This window comes from Collinsella tanakaei YIT 12063, assembly GCF_000225705.1.
GTDB classification, from domain to species: domain Bacteria; phylum Actinomycetota; class Coriobacteriia; order Coriobacteriales; family Coriobacteriaceae; genus Collinsella; species Collinsella tanakaei.
In genome coordinates, this window is record NZ_JH126469.1 from 296358 (window position 1) to 315091 (window position 18734).

The following is an 18734-nucleotide window of genomic DNA, read 5'->3' on the forward strand; positions in this document are numbered from 1 at the left end:
ACACCTCGACGACGTTGCGGCAGGCGAGGAGCCTGGCGAGCCACTCGGCGTCGCGCCGGTCGTTCTTGCGCCCGCGGTCGGCGGCCGGCCGGTGCATCTTGGAACGGCGCCTACGGGCGCAGTCGACGCCGAGCGCCCTCAGGGCGCGGCAGAGGTGGAAGCCGGTCGGGCCGCTCTCGTACACCGCCTTGGGCGACTCGAACCCCAGTGCCCACTCGGCGACCGACGCGGGGTCGTATCCGAACCTTGCGCGGGACACCTCGCCGGTCATGGGGTCGAAGGCGCATGCGGAGATGCTCCTCGCGTGGACGTCGAGACCGATGGCTGTGACATAATTGGACATGGCGGGCCCCTCTCCGTCGCATGTGGCGCGCGGCCACGGTTGGCGCTACGACCATTGTCGCCCGACCCACGATAGAGCTGCAAGGGGAGGGGCTCCCAATGTTCAACTCATATCGTCTCGTAATTAGAGGCGGCTTTTCAGGACGTATTGCAGCATGCTTGCCATGCAGGTGGACTAGAGACTTTATAAGAATTGAAGGGGGCATTCTCCACAATGAACGTTCGTCAGATTGCGCGCGCCGGCGTATTCGTCGCGCTTCTTACCGTTGCTTCCTGGGTGAGTATTCCGCTAGGTCCCGTCCCCTTTACCTTGCAGACAATGGCGTTGGCGCTGTTGCCGGCGGTGCTCGACGGTGCTACCGCGTGCGCGGCGGTGGGGGTGTACCTGTTGCTTGGAACGCTGGGCTTGCCGGTGTTTGCCGGTTTTGGCAGCGGCATCGCTTCTATTGTTGGCCCTACGGGCGGCTTTCTGTGGGGCTTTTTGCTGGGCACCGCGGTAGCGGGCGCGCTTGCCAAGGCGCTTGCGGGCAAGGTCTCGCGTTTTGCCGGGGTTCTTATCGCTGATGTCGCGATGCTGCTTGTTGCCTATGCATGCGGTACGGTGCAATTGATGATTGTCGCCCAGCTGGACGTGGCGCCGGCGCTGACGCTTGCGGTGATCCCCTTTATTGTTCCCGACGCCATCAAGCTTGCCGTGGGGGCACGCATTGGTTGCGTGGTCGAAAAGTCTCGAGCGATGGCTGCTTAGATTTTGCATAAGAGCGATATGCAAAGCGCCCCGTTGGATTGTTGAAGTCCAGCGGGGCGCGGTTGGTTGGATGATGAGGACCGCGGCAATGCCTACGAATGGCTGGTTGCGGCTTGATAGCGCATCTCGCAGCGCTCTGCCGGGGCGATACGAACGCGGGGCGAATAAATCACGTGCGTGCGGCAAAACGAGGTGCACAGGTCGCATCCGGCGCAGGCGTCCGCATCGACGGTATAAGCGGGCGGAGCAAAGACAAGGGCGGGACACCCGGTAATCTGCTTGCAGCGGTGGCAGCCCACGCAGGCGATGCGGTCGATATCCACCGGCTCGGGAGCGCGGTCGCCTTGCAGCTGGACGCAGGGCGAGCAGAAGGCGACGGCGTGGACGCCGGGGCGCGCGAGCATGTCGCGCAAGATATCGGTGCAGGCCAGCGTGTCGAGCGGATCGACGGCGACCACGTCATCGATGCGAAGGTCTTCGACTATATGCTGGCACAACCCCTCGATGGCCTCTGCGCCAAGGAAGGCGCGGCTGGAAACCATAACAGCGAGGATCGTGACGGCGCCCTCCGCGGCAAGCCCGGCGAAGCGTCGGGGCGCATCGTCCGCGGCAACCTCGGTATCCAGGGCGAAATGGATGCAAGCCTCGACGGCGGGTTGGTCTACGGCGCCGCCACTGGGAACCTCTTGCTTGTAGCGGGGCAGCAAGGCGTCTTCGCCGCCGGTGCAGGTGGTTGCCGCCGGGTGCATGTATCCCGTCGCGGCGCAACCGGCGTTACCGCAGATCACCTTGTTCTTGCCTCGACCAAGGGCTTCCTTGCAGGCGATGTAGGCGGCGCGATGCGGGCAGCCCGCGCACGATACGCCGCGTTCGACCTTATGCATGGGAGGCACCCTCGTCCTGGGATGCGGCGTCGTCGGGGTTATACGGCTCGCGGCTCAAGAGCTCAAGCTCAAAGTTGAGGCTGCAGCCTGCCATGGGGTGATTGAAGTCAAACACGGTCATGCCGTCGTCCTCAACCTTGACCACGCGGGCTAGCTGCTGGTGGCCTGTCTCGTTCATTAGGTAGATCATCTCGCCCACAACAAGGTCGTCGTAGTTGGGGATCTCGATGGTGGGCATTTGGTATAGCAGCTCCATGCGACGCTCGCCATATGCGTCGCGCGGTTCAAGGTGGACCTTTTTGGTCTCGCCCGGCTTCATGGAGAGCACGGCCATCTCAAACCCGGGAACAACCTCATGGTTGCCCTCTATATAGGTAAGCGGCGTGCGACCGCGCGTGGTGTCGAACACCTCGCCATCGTCGAAGCTGCCGGTGTAGTGGACGCAAACCTTGTGCTTAAGAGAGAAGTCTGACAATGCAAGACCCTTTCAATTGCGAATAACGGTGCTGGGGGCGCGTGCACGCCCACCCTAGTACTGTAGCCGCTTGCGCCCCGCGTGCGCAACCATATGTGAGAGGCGTCCGCTTGCGTGGGGCGCGTGGGACCGGAAAGGCGCTTAGAAGCCGTAGCGGCGCGCGAAGGTCTCGGATTCCTCTTGGATGCCGTCGATAGACATGGCCCAACCGGTGAAGTCCGGCGTGTCCGCAATGATGCCATCAGCCTCCCAAACGGCTTGGTGCGTGAGGTTCCATGCTTCTTTAACGGGCGGGCGCACCGGCAGGTACGGTGCGAGGTACGTGGGGTTTAGTAAGAAGAACGCACCGCCTTCGCAGCGGAAGGCAAAATCCTTGAGCGCACGGCGGGCATTTTTGCGGCGGCCCAGCTTGTAGAGCAGCAAAGCGCGCCCTAGCAGGTACCAGGGCGAGTCTTGCAAGGCGGCGGCAGGGTTTGACTGCGCGGCGGCAAAGAACCCTTCCTCGTCCTCAAGGCGGGCGAGTGCGAGCATAAGGGTGCCCACGGCAAAGTTGGGGTAGCCCTGCGTGCGCATAATTATGCGGGCATAGCGGGCGGCAGCCTTGTAGCGTGCGGTCACCATGCAGCCCTGCGCAAGGCATTCAACGGTGTGCAGCCATCCAACCACCTCGGGGTCGGTGCCGGTGAGGTAGGCTGCGGCAAGCGCGCGGTCGTCTGCATTGGCTGCGGATTCGGCTGCGTGGTTGGGCGCGCCCGAGAAACCGGGCGCAGAGTTTGCAGCTAGCAGCAGGTTGTTGCCAACGGTGGAGAGTAGGGGGTCGTTCTGCGCGGCATCAAGGGCGGCGTCGCTCCAAAACATGGGGGCTGTGGATAAGAACCCTCGTCCGCTTTCTTCAAGGGTGCCGCGTGCCTCTAGCTCGAGGCGCATAAGGTCGTTGATGCAGTCATCCAAGGGCACGTTGGCGAGCAGGATGTCGACCAAGCGCGCATCGATGCAGGTGGGATCCGTTTTGGCGATTTTGAAAAGGTTCAGGCGCGTTTGCTCAAACAACCGGGAGCGCTGGCTCTCATACTCCTCGTCCGACAACTCTTCCATGCGCGAGAGGCCGGAATGCAGGTTGGCATGGACGCGAGCGTAAGACAGGCATGCCTGCGCATGGACCTCTGTGGCATAGGTCTCGGGGTGCAGGGCAATTTCATCGCGCACCAGCTCAATTGCCGCGGGCGTTAGGTCTGGATGCTCGCGGGCGTAGGTGCGGGCCAGAAATGCGGGAACATACAGGGAGGGCTCCATTAGTTCTCACCCCCGGTGGCGCCGCCAAAATGGGGCGCAAGCTGAGCGTCCTGTTGGTCAAGCGCGTCTTGAACGGCATCGTTTTGCGAGATCCATGTAGAGAACGAGGAAGCCTCCGGTGCCCCCATGCCCTCTTGGAGCAGCGGCGTGGCCTCGCTGATGGCCAGCACCAGTTCGTCCTCGCTGCCGGGCATCACGTTGACGCGGCCAAACACGCCCTCCGGGAACTCCGCTTGGTAGAACAGGGCGTGCGCTGCATGGGGGCTTCGCTTGAGCAGTAGCCGCAGCAGGCGCGAGGCGCCGTCATAGTCAAGCTCGCGGTACGCGACGCTCATCTGCGCTAAAAGAGACCAGGGGTCCAGGTCCTTCTCAGCGGGGTGGGAGCGACGGTTGCGGGGAGAGGGCAGCGCGTAGCTTACCGCGTGGCGGCGGCGGTAGTCGGCGAGCTCTTTGCGGGTTGCCTCGAGTTTTGCCAGGGCGAACATGCCGGTGTGCCGGACATCGCCGGGGTCGTCCGGGGCGTAGGAGAGGCTCTCTTCCGCCGCGCGCAAAGCAAGACGGTATTGCCCGCAGATAAGCGCCTGGGATGAGATGGCCGCCAGCCAGCGCAGGTACGGGTTGCGCCCTATGCCCGCGGCGAACTCGCGGCTGTAGGGGTCTTGGGCGGAGGCGACCATAAGGGCGCAATCATGCTCGACCTCTTCACGCGCGTCGAGCAGGTAGCTCACGTACTCGTCGTTTGATTGCGCAACCAGGGCGCTCAGCATGCGCCGGGCGTCCCAGTTGGAAGGGTCGAGCTCCGCCGCCTCGCGCAACATGCCCTCGGCCTCGTCGCTCATGCGATCGATTTCCGCCTCGTCCGTTACGAAGGGAATGCGGTAATCGACCATCTCGGCGGCGCGCGTAGTTAGATGAAACGAGCGGTCCTCGTCCGTTTTAATGAGGCGTGCGGGGTCTTGGCTGTATACGTCCATGTCGCGTTCGATGAACGCGGGGTTCTCAAGGGGAAAGACGCGCTTGCGGCGCATGTCTTGGAGTATGAGGCGCAGGCAGTCTTCCTGTATGGGATCGAATGACACGGGCGCCTCCTTTCTAATAGCTGGTAATTGCAACAGTGTAACGTTGTTTACCGGCGTGCAAGGTGCGTGAAGGCCCTAAAAACCCGCGCATCTACACCAGTTTGGAGGCCATGTCCTCGTCCTGCACAATTTCGACTACCAAACCATGCGGCAGGCAGACAATCTGCTCGCCCGCCCGGCTAATGGGATCGTGGTTGACGCAGACTTGGTTGGAGCAGTTGGACGAGATCACGTCGACTTCACCGTTTTTTATACGGATGGTGTTCTTGCCGTCCTCGGCGCTGCTCTTTATGGCGTCGGCGGTGGTGTCGACCGTGTATTCGGCGTTGGACGAGAGCGGGTCGGCGCGGTAGAAACCGCTTTTGGTTTGGCAGACCACCATGGCGCCGGAGCCTCTTTGGGACTGCTGGCCGTCCCGTCCTCCAAGGGTGCGCGCGCCGAACGCGAGAGCGCATATTATGACCGTTACGGCGAGAATAGCAAGCAGAATTCGGTCACCGGTTTTAAGGGTTTTGCCCATGGGAAAGACCTCGCAGGTACGTGGTGTGAGCGCGCGATTGTTCGCGAAAGATGAAGCATGTTCACCTAATTATATGGAATGAAAAAATAGCAGGACGGTAAAATAACGTTGAGCCGTGCAGATCGCATGCACGACCCCCGGGAAGCAACGGGGCCGTTTGGGTGCCCCGTTATTTTGGGCAGATCCACGCCTGGATCTGTAGAGTGGAGGCAATCCTATGGGACGTTTTACCAATCCTCGCGACCTGTATTTTGGTGAGGGCGCTCGTCATGAGGTGAAGAACCTCAAGGGCTCCCGCGCCATGATCGTCACCGGTGGCGGCTCCATGCGCCGCGGCGGCTTCCTGCAGGACGTCGAGGCGGACCTCAAGGAGGCCGGCTTCGAGGTAGAGATCTTCGAGGGCGTCGAGTCCGATCCTTCCGTTGACACCGTCATGAAGGGTGCCAAGGCCATGGAGGACTTCCAGCCCGACTGGATCATCGGCATCGGCGGCGGCTCGCCCATCGACGCCGCTAAGGCCATGTGGCTGTTCTACGAGTATCCCGAGGAGACCTTCGAGCAGGCCGTCGTGCCCTTCTCCTTCCCGGAGCTCCGCACCAAGGCCAAGTTCTGCGCCATCGCCTCTACGTCCGGCACCGCTACCGAGGTCACCGCATTCTCCGTCATCACCGACTACGAGAAGGGCATCAAGTACCCGCTGGCAGACTTCAACATCACCCCTGATGTCGCCATCGTCGACCCCGAGCTCACCTACACCATGCCCGCCAAGCTGTGCGCCCACACCGGCATGGATGCCCTGACCCACGCCATCGAGGCGTACGTCTCCACCGCCGGCTCCATGTACACCGACGGCAACGCCCTGCATGCCATCCGCGAGATCGTCGAGTGGCTGCCCAAGTCCTATCAGGGCGACCATGAGGCGCGCGCCCATATGCACGACGCCCAGTGCATCGCCGGCATCGCCTTCTCGTCCGGCCTGCTGGGCATCGTCCACTCCATGGCCCACAAGACCGGCGCCGCATTTACCGGCGACCACATCATCCACGGCTGCGCCAACGCCATGTATTTGGGCAAGGTCATCCAGTTCAACGCCAAGGACGAGCGCGCCAAGAGCCGTTACGCCTTCATCGCCAAGGACATCCTGCATCTTGAGGGCGAGACCGAGGACGAGCTGGTTGCCGCTCTGGTCCAGAAGATCCGCGACCTCAACGACGCTCTGGACATCCCGCAGGGCATCAAGAACTACGGCAAGGGCGGCGTGAAGGCCGACGAGTCCATCATCGACTACGAGGAGTTCGAGGCCAAGAAGCACGACGTCGCCGCGAACGCCATCCTGGACGCCTGCACCGGCTCCAACCCGCGCCAGCCCTCTCAGGAGGAGATGGAGCAGCTGCTGGAGTGCGTCTACAACGACACCCCGGTTGAGTTCTAATTCATCTTGCAGATGATTGCGAGGGGCCAGGTGGCAAGAAGCTGCCTGGCCCTTCTTTTTGCGTTCAACCGCATATGCGTCGCGTTCATGGGGCTGGTGCCTTATTATGGCTTGCTAGGTCATGCGGACGATGATGCGGGGGATGCAGGTGGCAAGAAAAGATGTTATGGGTGTTGTCCTCGCGGTCGCCCACGTGCTTTTGCTTCTTGCAATCTCCTGGCCCGTTGCGGTTTTGCTTGTGTATGGCACTTCTATGTTCGATACCGGGTGGGTGCGAGCCCAGCCCGCAGAGCTCTTTACCAATGCCGGCGCGTTGACGTTTGCCATAGCGGCAATCATCCTTCTTTGCGAATGGGCGCTGCGCCGTCTCTGTCGCCATCGCGATCGCTTTCCGCGCCTGCTCGATATCCTGGCGCCCCAGCTTAGCGTTAAAAGCGTGATTGCCCATGCCCTGGTGCTCTTTGCGCTGTGGAGTTTTTGGCTTGTGGCGTTTTGCCCGGGTTCTATGCTCTACGACACGTATTACCAGATATGCCAGTCCTATCCAGAGGATAGCTCGGTGTATTTTGGCGTGTGGAATGTGCCCGGGGTAGAGCTTGACGCACACTTCTCCGATCATCATCCCATTCTCGATACGCTGATCTACGGCTTCGCCGCGCAGACAAGCGAGGCGCAGACGGGATCATGGAATACCGGCCTGTTCACGCTCGCCACGGTGCAGTCGCTTGTAACGGCGATCTGCTTTTCGTACGCCTTGGCAACGGCGCGCGATATGGGCGCGCCGCGGACGCTTTGCGCCGTGGTCTTTATCTTGGTGGGCTTGGTTCCCGTGTTTGGGCACTATGCGTCGCTCAACATGAAGGACTCCATCTTCTCGCCCATCTATCTTCTATGGTTCACCCTTATCGCGCGTTTGGTTAATAGCAAGGGGGCGCTTGCGCGCTCGCCGGGGTTCTTCATCGTCTTGCTGGTCTTCGGAGTTCTGTGCGCGCTGACTAAGAAGACGGGCGTGTACGTGGTCGTGCCAACCTTGGCAGCTTTGGCCCTTATCTATTGGCGCGCGTGGTGGAGGCTTGGCATGCAGGCCCTTGCCGTGGGCGGCGTGATGTGGGTTGTGCTGCCCCAGGCGGTGTTTCCCGCGCTCGACGTGGCGCCGGGCGGCAAGCAGGAGATGCTGGGCCCTATATTTCAGCAGACCGCGCGCTACGTGGTCGAGCATGGGGACGAGATCGACGAGGACCAGCGCGAGGCCATCGATGACGTGCTTCGCTATGACACGCTCGCGGAGCGCTACGAGCCCGCATGGGCGGACCCCGTGAAGTACAAGTATGTATACAACGCGACCCAAAAGGCATGGGATGCGTATTTTGCCGTGTGGGCCCAGCAGGGGATGGATGACCCGCAGGTCTATTTTGAAGCCCTGGTTGCACCCATTGCAGGGTTTGTATCGCCCAAGGGTGCGGCGCAGCTCAAAGACGCGCTGTGGGATAAGCAGCGCGGCGGAACAGAGCTGCTGACCCGTCCCGCCAACCTAAGGGGCATGCGCCAGGCGGCAACGGAGGTGTTCGAGGCGGCGACTGAGACTCCCGTCATCAACGTGCTCATGATGAGCGCGCTCTACGCGATTTGGATTCCCGCATTGTGTCTTTGGGTATGCGTGAGAAGGTCGCCTCGCTGGATCCCGTTGTTTATCCCCGTGGCCCTCACCGTGGGGGCGGTGCTGATGTCGCCCATGTACGATACGCGCTACGCGCTGCCCATGATTTACACCGCCCCCGTTCTTCTATGTTTCTGTGCGGCCGGCGTCGCATCAAAGGCAAAGGTAGGGCATGAGGGCGTGGACGATGAAGCCGTGGACGATAGCGTCGTGAGTGCCGGTGTGCCCTGCTAGCGGGTTTAACCCGGGAGGGACCCCAAGCCTTTCCTCGTCCAAATGTGAATCTGTATTAACAGTCATTAAATTTGCGTCCAATCAGGTATTAGAGTGCTAATCTCTCGAACTACTAAATATTCAAGCGCGTTGCATGCGATTTAGTGCATACAAGGCGTGTCCGATGGCTGCCAAAAGGATGGGGCTGCGGGCGCGCCGGGCGATAGGGAGACGTTAGCGTCGGGAGGGCGAAAGACGATGGGTATTCAAGTTGGCGTTATGGGGGCTGCCGGTTACGCGGGGGCAGAGCTGGTGCGATTGGTGCTTGGCCACCCCGATATGGAGCTTGCTGCCGTGACGTCCAACGCGGACGCCGGCGTTGCGCTCGCCGATGTATACCCCGCCTTTGCCGGCGCCACGGATCTGGCGTTTACCACGCATGATGACCCGATCCTGCTTGATTTGGATGCCGTGTTCTTGGCGGTCCCGCATACAGCTGCCATGGCGGTGGTGCCTAAGCTGCTTGAGCACGGCGTCTCCGTATTCGACCTGTCCGCGGACTATCGCCTTAAGGACGCCGGTGTGTACCAGGCGTGGTACGACATCGAGCACACATCGCCCGAATTGCTTGAAACGCGCGCCTTTGGCCTACCCGAGCTGTTTGCGGGCGATCTTGCAAGCGCTGCCGCGACACATGCTGCGGGCGACCCCGTGCTGGTTGCATGCGCGGGCTGCTATCCCACCGCTACGTCGCTGGCCGCGCTGCCGGCTATCAAGCAGGGCTGGGTTGCCGATGCCGGCGCCATTGTGGTCGATGCCATTTCCGGTGTGACCGGCGCCGGCAAGGGCGCCAACCAGCGCACGCACTTCTGCAGCGCGGACGAGAACCTGGAGGCCTACGGCGTGGGCAAGCATCGTCATACGCCTGAGATCGAACAGATTCTGGACGCGAAGGACCGCGTGGTGTTTACCCCGCATCTGGCTCCGCTTAAGCGCGGCCTGCTTTCCACCGTCACGCTGCCGCTCGCTGCGGACTTTGCGGGCGATGACGGGTTGAATGCGGATGAGGTTGTGGCCGCGTATCGCGAGTTTTACAAGGATTCACCTATGGTGCGCGTGCTCGATGCGGGGCAGATGCCCAAGACCTCGAGCGTGGTTGGAACCTGCGGATGCCATATCGGCCTTGCGCTCAACCGGCGTGCGGGCGTGCTTGTAGCGGTCGCCGCCATCGACAACCTGTGCAAGGGCGCCGCCGGCCAAGCGGTACAGTGCGCGAATATTGTGTACGGCTGGGACCAGCGACGAGGACTCCCCATGGTCGCGATGCCCGTTTAGCCAGCGGGCGAGCTTGCGCCGCGATGTGTCGCGGCCAACGGCTACACTGAGAACAACGAACCACCGCCCGTCTTCGCGTGGGCGGTTCTTGTGGGGAGACAGCTGATTATGAATATCGACCACTTTGAAACATGCATTCGCACCGTGCCGGCGGGAGGCGTTACCAGTCCCAAGGGCTTTAAGGCCGCGGGCATCCATGCGGGCTTTCGCAAGAACCCGCAGCGCCTCGATATGGCCTGCGTGACGGCTGACGAGCTCGCCTCGTGCGCGGGCGTCTTCACCACCAACCGCTTCTGCGCGGCGCCCGTGCAGGTGAGCCGCCAGAACCTGGGCGGTGCGGAAAAGGGCTACGGTCTGGTAAAGGGCATTGTCATCAACTCCGGCAACGCCAACGCCGCTACGGGCGAGCAGGGTCGCGCGGTCGCTGCCGAGACGTGCGAGATAGCCTCGCAGATCTTGGGCTGCGAGAGCGAACAGGTGCTGGTTGCCTCTACCGGCGTGATTGGCCAGACGCTGGGCATCGAGTTGTTCGAGACGGGGCTGCCCGCGGCGATCGATGCGCTCTGCGTTTCCGGCGGTGCGGACGCAGCGCGCGCAATCATGACCACGGACACGCATTCCAAGGAATATGCGATTTCCTATACCAGCCAGACGCTGCAGTATGCCGACTGCACCTTTACCGTAGGCGGTATGTGCAAGGGCTCCGGCATGATCATGCCCAACATGGCGACCATGATCGCCGTGATCACCACCGACGCCCCGGTGGAGCCGCGAGTGCTGCATTCGATCTTGAAGCAGACGGTGGACGTGACCTTCAACAAGGTGACCGTCGACTCGGATTCCTCGACCAACGATACCTGCATCATGCTCGCCTCCGGTGCCGCCGGCGCGGACGCCGCCCCCATCGAGGAAGGCAGCGATGCCTACAACGAGTTGCTCTATGCCGTGCACGAGGTGTGCGAGACGCTCGCCCGCACCATCGCGTCCGACGGCGAGGGCGCGTCGCGACTGGTGACCGTCAACGTGACCGGCGCCGCAACGGACGAGGATGCCGACACGGCGGCGCGCGCCGTGGCCAACTCGCCGCTGGTCAAGACCGCCATCGCCGGCCATGACTGCAACTGGGGCCGCATCGCCATGGCATTGGGTAAGTGCGGCGTCGTCTTTAACCAAGAGGATGTCTCAATCGATATCATGGGCATGCCCGTATGCCGCGGAGGCCTTACCGTTGCGTTTGATGAGGACGAGGCGCTGCGACGCTTCGAGGCGCCCGAGATCGTGATTTCGTGCGATTTGGGCGCGGGCGAGCATACCACCACGGTATGGACCTGCGACCTCACCCATGACTACGTCACCATCAACGGAGACTACCGCACGTAGGCCTGGGCCTGCGGGTCCGTCAGGGACCCCGGTTCGCACGATGGGCGACGCTCGTAAGGGGAGAGCTATGAAGTACGCAAGGGATTCTCGTCCCGGAATATCGCATGAAAAGACTGCGCAGCTGCTGTTTGAGGCGCTGCCGTGGATTAAAAACCTAACCGGCAAGACCATTGTTATCAAGTACGGCGGGGCGGCCATGGTCGATTCCAAGCTGCGCGATGACGTGATGAGCGACATCGTCCTGCTCAAGATCATCGGCGTGAACCCGGTGATCGTGCACGGCGGCGGCGCGGACATCAACGCGGCGCTTAAGCACTACGACATTCCCGTCGAGTTCAAGGACGGTCAGCGCGTCACCTCGCCGGAGGCCATGGAGATTGTGCGCGAGGTGTTGGTGGGCAAGGTGAACCAGGAACTGGTCGCCGCCATCAACCAGCACGGCAACCTGGCGGTGGGCGTGTCCGGTGCGGACGCGGGCACCATTATCGCCGAGCAGCTCGACCCGGATTTGGGCCGCGTGGGAAACATCGTACGCGTAAACTCCGGCTACCTTGAGAGCATCATGGCCAACGATTACATCCCCGTGGTCGCAACGGTTGCCGCGGGCGAGGACGGCGGGTTCTTCAACATCAACGCCGACGTCGCCGCCGGCCATATCGCCGCGGCGGTTCACGCGCACAAGGCGATCTTCCTTACCGATGTCGACGGCCTGTACGAGGACTTCTCTGACAAGGACTCGCTCATCTCCAACCTCACTTTGGCGGAAACCCAGGATATGCTGGACAAAGGCGAAATCGACCGCGGTATGATTCCAAAGCTGCAAAGCTGCATCCACGCGCTGCGCGGCGGCGTGTTCCGCGCCCATATCATCAACGGCACCACGCCGCACTCGCTGCTGTTGGAGCTTTTGACCGACGCCGGCGTGGGCACCGTGATGCACTCGACCGAGGCGGCATATGAGAACGACACCCATCCCCATCCGCTTGGCGTCTTCGCCTCGCGCTTGGTGGAGAATCTGGACGAATAAGGAGGCGGCGATATGTCGCTAGGTTTGCAAAAAGCTCTGGAATCCAGCTATGTAATGAATACGTTCGCGCGCATGCCCGTGGAGTTTGTCGAAGGGCATGGCATGACGTTGGTGGGCGATGACGGAACGGAGTATCAGGACTTCCTCGCCGGTATCGGCGTGTGCTCCCTGGGCCACTGCCATCCCGTGCTGGTCGAGGCTATCCAGCGTCAGGCGGAGCGCCTGCTGCACGTCTCCAACTACTACTACATCGAGCGGCGCGGCGAGCTGGCTGCGATTCTGTCCAAGTTGGCATCCGGCGATATGGACGGCGCCTTGATGATCGCTGACGCGGTGCGCGCCGGCGACGAGGCCGCCGCGGTCGCCTTGGGTTCGCCTACTGAGAGCGACCAGATATGGAAGACGTTCTTCGCCAATTCCGGCGCGGAGGCGAACGAGGGCGCAATGAAGCTCGCCCGCCTCTACGCCAAGCGCTCCGGCAACGGCGGCAACACCATAGTGGCCCTGCGCGGCAGCTTCCACGGCCGCACGCTGGAGACTATCGCCGCCACCATGCAAGACCGCCTGCAAGATGCCTTTAAGCCGCTGCCGCAAGATTTTCTTGCCTGCACGCCTAACGACGTGGACGAGCTCACCGCGCTCTTCGAGGAGCACGGCAGCGAGATCTGCGCCGTTATGGTCGAGCCCATCCAGGGTGAGAGCGGTGTTCATCCGTTGACGCCCGAGTTCTTCAAGGCGGCTCATGACCTTGCCCACGCCCACGGCGCGCTGCTTATCGCGGACGAGGTCCAAACGGGCGTCTTCCGTTCCGGCAAGCCCTTTGCGTTCCAGACCTACGGCATCGAGCCGGATATCATGAGTCTTGCCAAGGGCATCGCCGGCGGCGTCCCCATGGGCGCGGTGATGGCGAAGGCATCCGTTGCCGACGCCTTCAACCCCGGTGACCACGGCACCACGTTTGGTGGCAGCGCCCTGGCCGTGGCGGCATCTTGCGCCGTGCTGTGCGAGCTTGTCCGCGGCGAGTACGATAAGCATGCCCGGGAGGTCGGCGATTACATGGCCGCGCGCCTGGCTGGTCTGCCCCATGTGATCGACGTACGCGGATGCGGGCTCATGCTTGGCTGCGATTTGGACGATGCCGCCGGCGACGCGCATGACGTGGTCAGCGCTGCTCTGGCAAGTGGTTTCGTCATCAATGCGACGGGTGCCCACACCCTGCGCTTCCTGCCACCGCTAATTTGCGAACGCCAGGACGTCGACGCGCTTATCGATGCGCTCTCCGCGATTCTCGCGTAGCGTATCTTGACGTAGCGTTTGCGGCAAGCGCCGTTCGCGACAAAGCAGCGTTTACGAGTAACGTTTAGATCGCATATCGCGCGGCGTCTTACGGGACGCCGCGCGTTTTTTGCAGTCCCCGCACGATCACGAGGGCTGTCCGCGCGGGGCATGCGCTCCATCGTCATGCTGTGACAAAAAACGCCTTAGTGCGAGAAGGGAGGGGTGTCAAATAAAGGCTTAGTGCGGAGGTTTGGTCAAATAGTGCGTTAGTGCGGATTGGAGGCGGTCCGAATCGATGATTTTATACATCGAGCGATGTCGACCAATCTCTCTAACTCGTAATATAAGAATGCGTTATTCATAAGGTGCCCCGTCTATCTCTCGACCGGACCGCGCTAAGCGACTATTTGTCCCAACCTCCGCACTAAGCGATTATTTGGCACATCCTGCATCTCGCGGCAACGCGCTATTTGGTCCCGACGCCCCCGCAAGTCAGGAAGCCCCCGCAAGTCGGGTCGCCCCTTAACACCGCGCCTCTCGACAGCAGCCATTTCAAATAAAAACGGCGCCTTCATGGCGCCGCTGACAAATCGATGGTGGGCGATGAGGGATTCGAAAACTCGCTGCATGGATAAAAAGGGCTTCCTATCTGGCGTTATACATTTCACTCAGTTTGAAAATGCGCCATTGTGCGCCGTTTTGCACTGCTCTCGTTCTATTCGGTTCCACAAACAAGTTTGCTATCTCAATCGCGAGCCCGGCGATTAGTTGGTAGCGCTATATTGTTTCTCTATATACTTATTAGCTGGCTCAATTTGTATTATTGACATTCTATGTAATGGCGTTATAGTAGGCGGTGTGAAGAGGTGCGGAGCCGGTTTATCCGATCGCACTCGGGATTTGCCGCCTTACTGGCGGCTTTTCTCGTTTAAGGGGTGCAAATGGACAAACCCTTTAAGACCATCGAACAGCAGATGGCAATCCTTCGATCTAGAAATATGGATGTCGATCCGGCGTACGCGGGCGTACTTAAGCGCGAGGGCTACTACTCCGTTGTGAACGGATACAAAGCCCTATTTCTGGAATTTCCGGAATATATGCGCGCATGATGAACGGCTCTACTGTGCCAGGGTGTCTCCGGGGCGCGACGTGACATTCGCGAGCATGCTTGGCGACCTCGAGCTGGTACTGTCGAAGGACGAGCATGCCCGCATGCAAGGCGAGATAATACATCTCCTTCATGAAATGATGAATGACCTCGGAGGCGAAACGGCGATGATCGTTCTCGACGGTATGGGCGTCACTGACCTTAGCCGCACGTTCTTTTCTTTCGCATAAGAAGGAGTTCGACCTTGTTTTAGTTTCATTTGGTAAAAATGCCCCGTCTCCGCCGGGGCGGCGGAGACGGGGCTGAAAGTGCTAGTTCAGTAGGCTTGCCACCATCGCGGCGGCCTCGGCGCGCGTGCACGCCTTGTTTGGCATGAGCTTGCCGGCGCCGCCCACGACGCCCTGCTCGACCGCCCACGCCATGGACTCCTGAGCCCATGCGGGGACCTCGCTCCAGTCTGGGTAACCCGCGGGCTCGCCCTTCGGCGCGGGGTTGCCCCGCCAGTTGTGGAGCATCGCGACGACCTCCGCGCGCGTGGCGGCGTCGTCCGGGCGGAACTTGTCGGCCTTGGTGACGACGCCCTCGTCCGCCGCCCAGCACAGAGCCTCGTAGTACCAGGGGTTCGGGGCGACGTCCTCGTACGGCTCGAGGTAGTCGGACAGGTCTGCTCGCGCCGCGTTGGCGACCATGGCAACGGCCTGGGCGCGGGTGAGCGCGTCGTCCGGGCCGAAGCGGTCGGCGCCGTAGCCCTTGAGGTAGCCCTCCCGCACGCATTCCTCGACCGCGCCGATGTACCAGGCGTCGGGATCGAGGTCGCCGAAGCGCGCGAGCACCTCTGGCAGGGGCGTCTCTGGGGCCTCGGGCTCCGCCGCCGCCCCGGTCATCACGTCGTACCAGTGTTGGGCACGCGCCTCGAACTCCCCGCGCTGCGACCCGTACAGCTGCCCCGGGCAGCTCGTGGCCATGAAGTGCTTGTGGGGCTGCATGTTGACGCCCCATTGGGGTCGGCCGAGCCCGTACTCCCTGCAGATCGCCGCCGCGAGGTGCGCGCCGGAGTCCAGGCACGCCTCGGTAACGGTGCCGTCGGCCAGGTTGGCGTGCTCGATGTTGATCGAGCGGCAGTTCGCGTCGAAATCGCCGAGCGCCCACCCGGTGTCGCGGTCCCATACGAGCTGTCCGACCTCGCCTCGTGACGCGACCGCGTAGTGGGCGGACGCCTCGCGGCTCTGCCACGTCGCGTAGCAGGTGTCCGTGTCGCCGTTGCTCGCCATGTAGTGGATCCCGACGAACTCGACCCTGCGGCCGCTGCGGCCGCTCGTGAAGTGCTTGGTCAGGATCTTGGTGACGTCCGGCTCAAGCTTCTCGAAGTCCATGTTTCCTCCTATCTCCGCGCCAGGCTGCTGATCTCGCTCACGCCGATGGTCACGCCGATGGCAACGCCGACGATTTGCAGCGTTGCCGCTATCTCGTTCGCGCCGCCCCATCCCCAGACGCCGGCGAGCGCGGTGTAGATCACGCTTGCCAGCGGCATGAGCACCAGCGCCGTCCACTTGAGCACCTGATAGACAGGCTCTGGAAGCCAGTAGCGCGGATAATCGCTTACCTCGACATCATCGGGGATGTCTACAAGGTCGTTCATCCTATACCTCCTTAAACGCCTACGTTACCGAGCACGTAGCCCAAGACGGCGGCGATGACGCCGCTTATCACTATCCAGACGGCCTTGTCCCATTTCTCGGCGCTGTCCTTTGCCGGCTGGATGCTTATCAGGTCTATCTTGCCGTCCATGCGGTCGATTTTCGAGCCAAGGCTGGATAGCTGCTCGTCTCGGTGCTTGTCGCGTTCCTCGGTGCGGACGAGCTTCTCCTGCAGGTTGTCGATCTCGGTGCCGTGCGTGGTGACTCGCGTCTCAAGCGTCTCCACGCGGCGCTCGATCATCTTGACTTGCACCTCAGGTGGCTGAGAATCCATAAATCACCAGCCTTAGACGGTCTCCATGGACTTGAACCCGCCCTCGCCGTCGGCTGCTAGAAGCTGCTCGACCTGGGATTTCCAAAGGCCGGGGACCTTCTCAATCGTCCAAGAACCCGCCTTGATGAGGTTGTAGTACAGTTTCGCCATTTTCCTACTCCTTAACAGTCTCTAGAGCAGCCAGCCGCTGCTCCAATTCGGCTACCTTAACTCCGAGTTCGCCAGCTGCAAGAGCCGTCTCGTCACCAGCCGCCTTGATGCCGTCCGCCGTGGCCCCGAGTTCCGCCACGGCGATGGCGGTGGAAGCGCCGCCGGCTACGGCCTGCGCTGCCTGCTCGAGGGCCGCGCGAGCGGACTCCTCCGCGCCCCTGATGGCCTGCGCCGTGGAATCGGGCAGCTCCCGCGCGAAGCTCGCCTTGACGCCGCCGTCCTTGTCCGCGATGATTCCCACGAGCGCGTAACCATCGAAGACGGCAACCTGCGTTGTGCCGTCATCGTAGGTGGTCACAAGCTTCTTGCCGTCAAGGGCGATAGCGCCGTTGAAATCCGTCTCAAGCCCGAACTCCACAGAGTCCTTGCCCGTGACGTCATACCAATTGCAGGTGATGCCGTTCAGCTTCATGTTCTCTTCTCCTTACGCCGTACGCTGCCACGCGTTGACGGTGATGTACTTCGGCATGTTCTTGTCCGTGCCGCTCTGTCCCGCGCTGTCGATGGTCAGGTTGTGGTAGTGGCCGCCCGCGCTCGACATGGTGTGGCTGTGGCTGCCGGACGCGTTGACCGTCACGCTGTGGGTGTGGACGCCAGAACCTGCGGTGTTCGTGACCTTCGATGACGGCGCAGGAGCTGACGCGCCGCCTGAGCCGTACTTGAAGGTTCCGTTGGTCGTGACGAACGAATAGCCGCTCTGGGAAGTGCCGTGCGTGTGGCTGCCCGCGCTCGACGTCGAGCCGCTGTGGCTGTGGCCGCCGCCGCTGATGCTGTGCGTGTGGCTGCCGTCCGTGTCGCTCTCGCCGCTGTGGGTGTGGGACACCACCACGGCGTCGTTGCTGCCGCCTGTGGTGCCCGCCGCGTAGGAGGAGTCGGAGCACATGAGGAAGCGGCCCTCGAGCTTAGTCCACGTGCCGCCGAAAAGCGCCTGCGGGCTTGTCGCGGACATGCTGAGGTAGATAGCGCCGACAGGGTAGGCATCGAGCGGGGATGCCGCCTGAGATTGCGAGGAAACGTAATCCTTGATCTTGCCCCACAGGTGGGCGAGTCCTACGTCATCCAAGTACTTCGCCATAGGCCTACACCGTCACGTTGTCGATCTCGCCGTTCGTGAGCGCCACCATGTCGGTCTTCTTCATATAGCCGCTCAGGTCTACCGCTCCGCCCATGGGTTCCCATTTGGTGCCGTCCCAAGCGTACTCGTTGGCGTCTGCGGTCACGTGCCACATATCGCCCGTCTTGTTGCCCTCGACCGGCAGCTCGGCCTTGGTGGCCTTGACGCCCTTGTAGGTCAGCGCGGACGATACAGCTTCGGTGATCTTGCCCTGCAACTCGGCTTTAGCGGCGTTGACCTTGCTGTCAACGCTGTCCGCGGTCGCGTAGCCCTTGGCGGTGATTGCGGACTCCACCTGAGTGGAGGTCTGGTAGCCGAGCGTCTTCACCGCAGCGACGGCAGCGGTCTTGGCGGCGTCCGCCTTGGCCTGCGCGCCGCCGGGCGTCTCAAGCCCGAGCGACGCCGCCGTCTGGTTACCGGTCGCGACCTCGTGCCCCTCGATGGACGGCTTGCCCGTAAGCGCAGAATAATCTCCACTGAAGCTGGAAGAACCAGCGTTGTTGATCTTCTCCACCAGCGCGTCCGTCAGGTTGTTGTCCGAAAGCACCTTGTAGGTGTCCTCCGAACCCGTCTTTAGCTCCTTCCGGACGAACTTCTCTTTTATCTTCGCCCAGAAGTGGATAAGCCCGTCCTTGTCTAGGAAGTTGGTTGCCATTCTCGGCCCCTTT

The 18734-nt window shown here is 61.9% G+C and carries 21 protein-coding genes; 8 read left to right on the plus strand and 13 right to left on the minus strand.

The features are described from left to right. A partial coding sequence (locus HMPREF9452_RS11965; protein WP_009141303.1) for an IS110 family transposase occupies positions 1 to 343 on the minus strand: 343 nt, incomplete at its 3' end. A 213-nt stretch (positions 344 to 556) separates the two neighbouring features. Here HMPREF9452_RS11965 and HMPREF9452_RS06350 point away from each other — a divergent pair. Further along, positions 557 to 1090, plus strand: a complete 534-nt coding sequence (locus HMPREF9452_RS06350) for a biotin transporter BioY (RefSeq protein WP_009141304.1) — start codon at positions 557 to 559, stop codon at positions 1088 to 1090. Between the two features lie 92 nt (positions 1091 to 1182). Here the strand turns inward: HMPREF9452_RS06350 and HMPREF9452_RS06355 are convergent, their stop codons facing one another. From HMPREF9452_RS06355 to HMPREF9452_RS06375, 5 genes are all read right to left on the minus strand, one after another. Beyond that, positions 1183 to 1974 carry a hypothetical protein gene (locus HMPREF9452_RS06355; RefSeq protein ID WP_009141305.1) on the minus strand — a complete coding sequence of 264 codons (792 nt, stop codon included), beginning with the start codon at positions 1972 to 1974 and terminating at the stop codon, positions 1183 to 1185. Further along, on the minus strand, positions 1967 to 2449 hold the full coding sequence (locus tag HMPREF9452_RS06360) for an FKBP-type peptidyl-prolyl cis-trans isomerase (protein WP_009141306.1): 483 nt from the start codon (positions 2447 to 2449) through the stop codon (positions 1967 to 1969). The genes HMPREF9452_RS06355 and HMPREF9452_RS06360 overlap by 8 nt, the downstream gene beginning before the upstream one ends. A gap of 141 nt (positions 2450 to 2590) precedes the next feature. Further along, complete coding sequence (locus tag HMPREF9452_RS06365) at positions 2591 to 3742, minus strand: hypothetical protein (RefSeq protein ID WP_009141307.1); 1152 nt, start codon at positions 3740 to 3742, stop codon at positions 2591 to 2593. Then, on the minus strand, positions 3742 to 4821 hold the full coding sequence (locus HMPREF9452_RS06370; protein WP_009141308.1) for a SirB1 family protein: 1080 nt from the start codon (positions 4819 to 4821) through the stop codon (positions 3742 to 3744). Before HMPREF9452_RS06370 ends, HMPREF9452_RS06365 begins: the two co-directional genes overlap by 1 nt. A gap of 91 nt (positions 4822 to 4912) precedes the next feature. After that, positions 4913 to 5341: a NusG domain II-containing protein gene (locus HMPREF9452_RS06375; RefSeq protein WP_009141309.1), complete on the minus strand. Its 429-nt coding sequence runs from the start codon at positions 5339 to 5341 to the stop codon at positions 4913 to 4915. Between the two features lie 217 nt (positions 5342 to 5558). On the opposite strand from HMPREF9452_RS06375, the gene HMPREF9452_RS06380 reads away from it, so the two are divergent. The 7 genes from HMPREF9452_RS06380 (at position 5559) to HMPREF9452_RS11820 (ending at position 14772) form a co-directional block, all read left to right on the plus strand. Beyond that, complete coding sequence (locus tag HMPREF9452_RS06380; RefSeq protein WP_009141310.1) at positions 5559 to 6773, plus strand: iron-containing alcohol dehydrogenase; 1215 nt, start codon at positions 5559 to 5561, stop codon at positions 6771 to 6773. Between the two features lie 148 nt (positions 6774 to 6921). Then, positions 6922 to 8664 (plus strand): DUF6020 family protein, encoded by a 1743-nt coding sequence (locus HMPREF9452_RS06385; protein ID WP_147568245.1) that lies wholly within the window; start codon positions 6922 to 6924, stop codon positions 8662 to 8664. A 237-nt stretch (positions 8665 to 8901) separates the two neighbouring features. After that, the gene (gene argC / locus HMPREF9452_RS06390; protein WP_009141312.1) at positions 8902 to 9978 is read left to right on the plus strand and encodes an N-acetyl-gamma-glutamyl-phosphate reductase; all 1077 of its coding nucleotides are present in this window, start codon (positions 8902 to 8904) and stop codon (positions 9976 to 9978) included. A 108-nt stretch (positions 9979 to 10086) separates the two neighbouring features. Then, positions 10087 to 11358 carry a bifunctional glutamate N-acetyltransferase/amino-acid acetyltransferase ArgJ gene (argJ, locus tag HMPREF9452_RS06395; protein ID WP_009141313.1) on the plus strand — a complete coding sequence of 424 codons (1272 nt, stop codon included), beginning with the start codon at positions 10087 to 10089 and terminating at the stop codon, positions 11356 to 11358. 67 nt (positions 11359 to 11425) lie between these two features. Beyond that, the gene (argB, locus tag HMPREF9452_RS06400) at positions 11426 to 12385 is read left to right on the plus strand and encodes an acetylglutamate kinase (protein ID WP_009141314.1); all 960 of its coding nucleotides are present in this window, start codon (positions 11426 to 11428) and stop codon (positions 12383 to 12385) included. A 12-nt stretch (positions 12386 to 12397) separates the two neighbouring features. Then, complete coding sequence (locus HMPREF9452_RS06405; protein WP_009141315.1) at positions 12398 to 13681, plus strand: aminotransferase class III-fold pyridoxal phosphate-dependent enzyme; 1284 nt, start codon at positions 12398 to 12400, stop codon at positions 13679 to 13681. 923 nt (positions 13682 to 14604) lie between these two features. Next, positions 14605 to 14772, plus strand: a complete 168-nt coding sequence (locus HMPREF9452_RS11820; protein ID WP_009141316.1) for a hypothetical protein — start codon at positions 14605 to 14607, stop codon at positions 14770 to 14772. A gap of 310 nt (positions 14773 to 15082) precedes the next feature. Here the strand turns inward: HMPREF9452_RS11820 and HMPREF9452_RS11325 are convergent, their stop codons facing one another. From HMPREF9452_RS11325 to HMPREF9452_RS11335, 7 genes are read right to left on the minus strand one after another with little or no spacing between them, the layout of a single operon-like run. After that, positions 15083 to 16144: an S-layer homology domain-containing protein gene (locus HMPREF9452_RS11325; protein ID WP_009141317.1), complete on the minus strand. Its 1062-nt coding sequence runs from the start codon at positions 16142 to 16144 to the stop codon at positions 15083 to 15085. Positions 16145 to 16152: 8 nt separating this feature from the next. Beyond that, positions 16153 to 16410, minus strand: a complete 258-nt coding sequence (locus tag HMPREF9452_RS06425) for a phage holin (protein WP_009141318.1) — start codon at positions 16408 to 16410, stop codon at positions 16153 to 16155. An 11-nt stretch (positions 16411 to 16421) separates the two neighbouring features. Further along, on the minus strand, positions 16422 to 16742 hold the full coding sequence (locus HMPREF9452_RS06430) for a hypothetical protein (protein WP_009141319.1): 321 nt from the start codon (positions 16740 to 16742) through the stop codon (positions 16422 to 16424). Positions 16743 to 16754: 12 nt separating this feature from the next. Further along, positions 16755 to 16892, minus strand: a complete 138-nt coding sequence (locus HMPREF9452_RS11970) for a CD1375 family protein (RefSeq protein WP_009141320.1) — start codon at positions 16890 to 16892, stop codon at positions 16755 to 16757. Positions 16893 to 16896: 4 nt separating this feature from the next. Continuing rightward, on the minus strand, positions 16897 to 17364 hold the full coding sequence (locus HMPREF9452_RS06435) for a hypothetical protein (RefSeq protein ID WP_009141321.1): 468 nt from the start codon (positions 17362 to 17364) through the stop codon (positions 16897 to 16899). A 12-nt stretch (positions 17365 to 17376) separates the two neighbouring features. Beyond that, on the minus strand, positions 17377 to 18015 hold the full coding sequence (locus HMPREF9452_RS11330; RefSeq protein ID WP_187116503.1) for a phage baseplate protein: 639 nt from the start codon (positions 18013 to 18015) through the stop codon (positions 17377 to 17379). A gap of 16 nt (positions 18016 to 18031) precedes the next feature. Further along, positions 18032 to 18721, minus strand: coding sequence for a hypothetical protein (locus HMPREF9452_RS11335; RefSeq protein ID WP_009141323.1), 690 nt, complete (start codon positions 18719 to 18721; stop codon positions 18032 to 18034). Between the last annotated feature and the right edge of the window lie 13 nt (positions 18722 to 18734).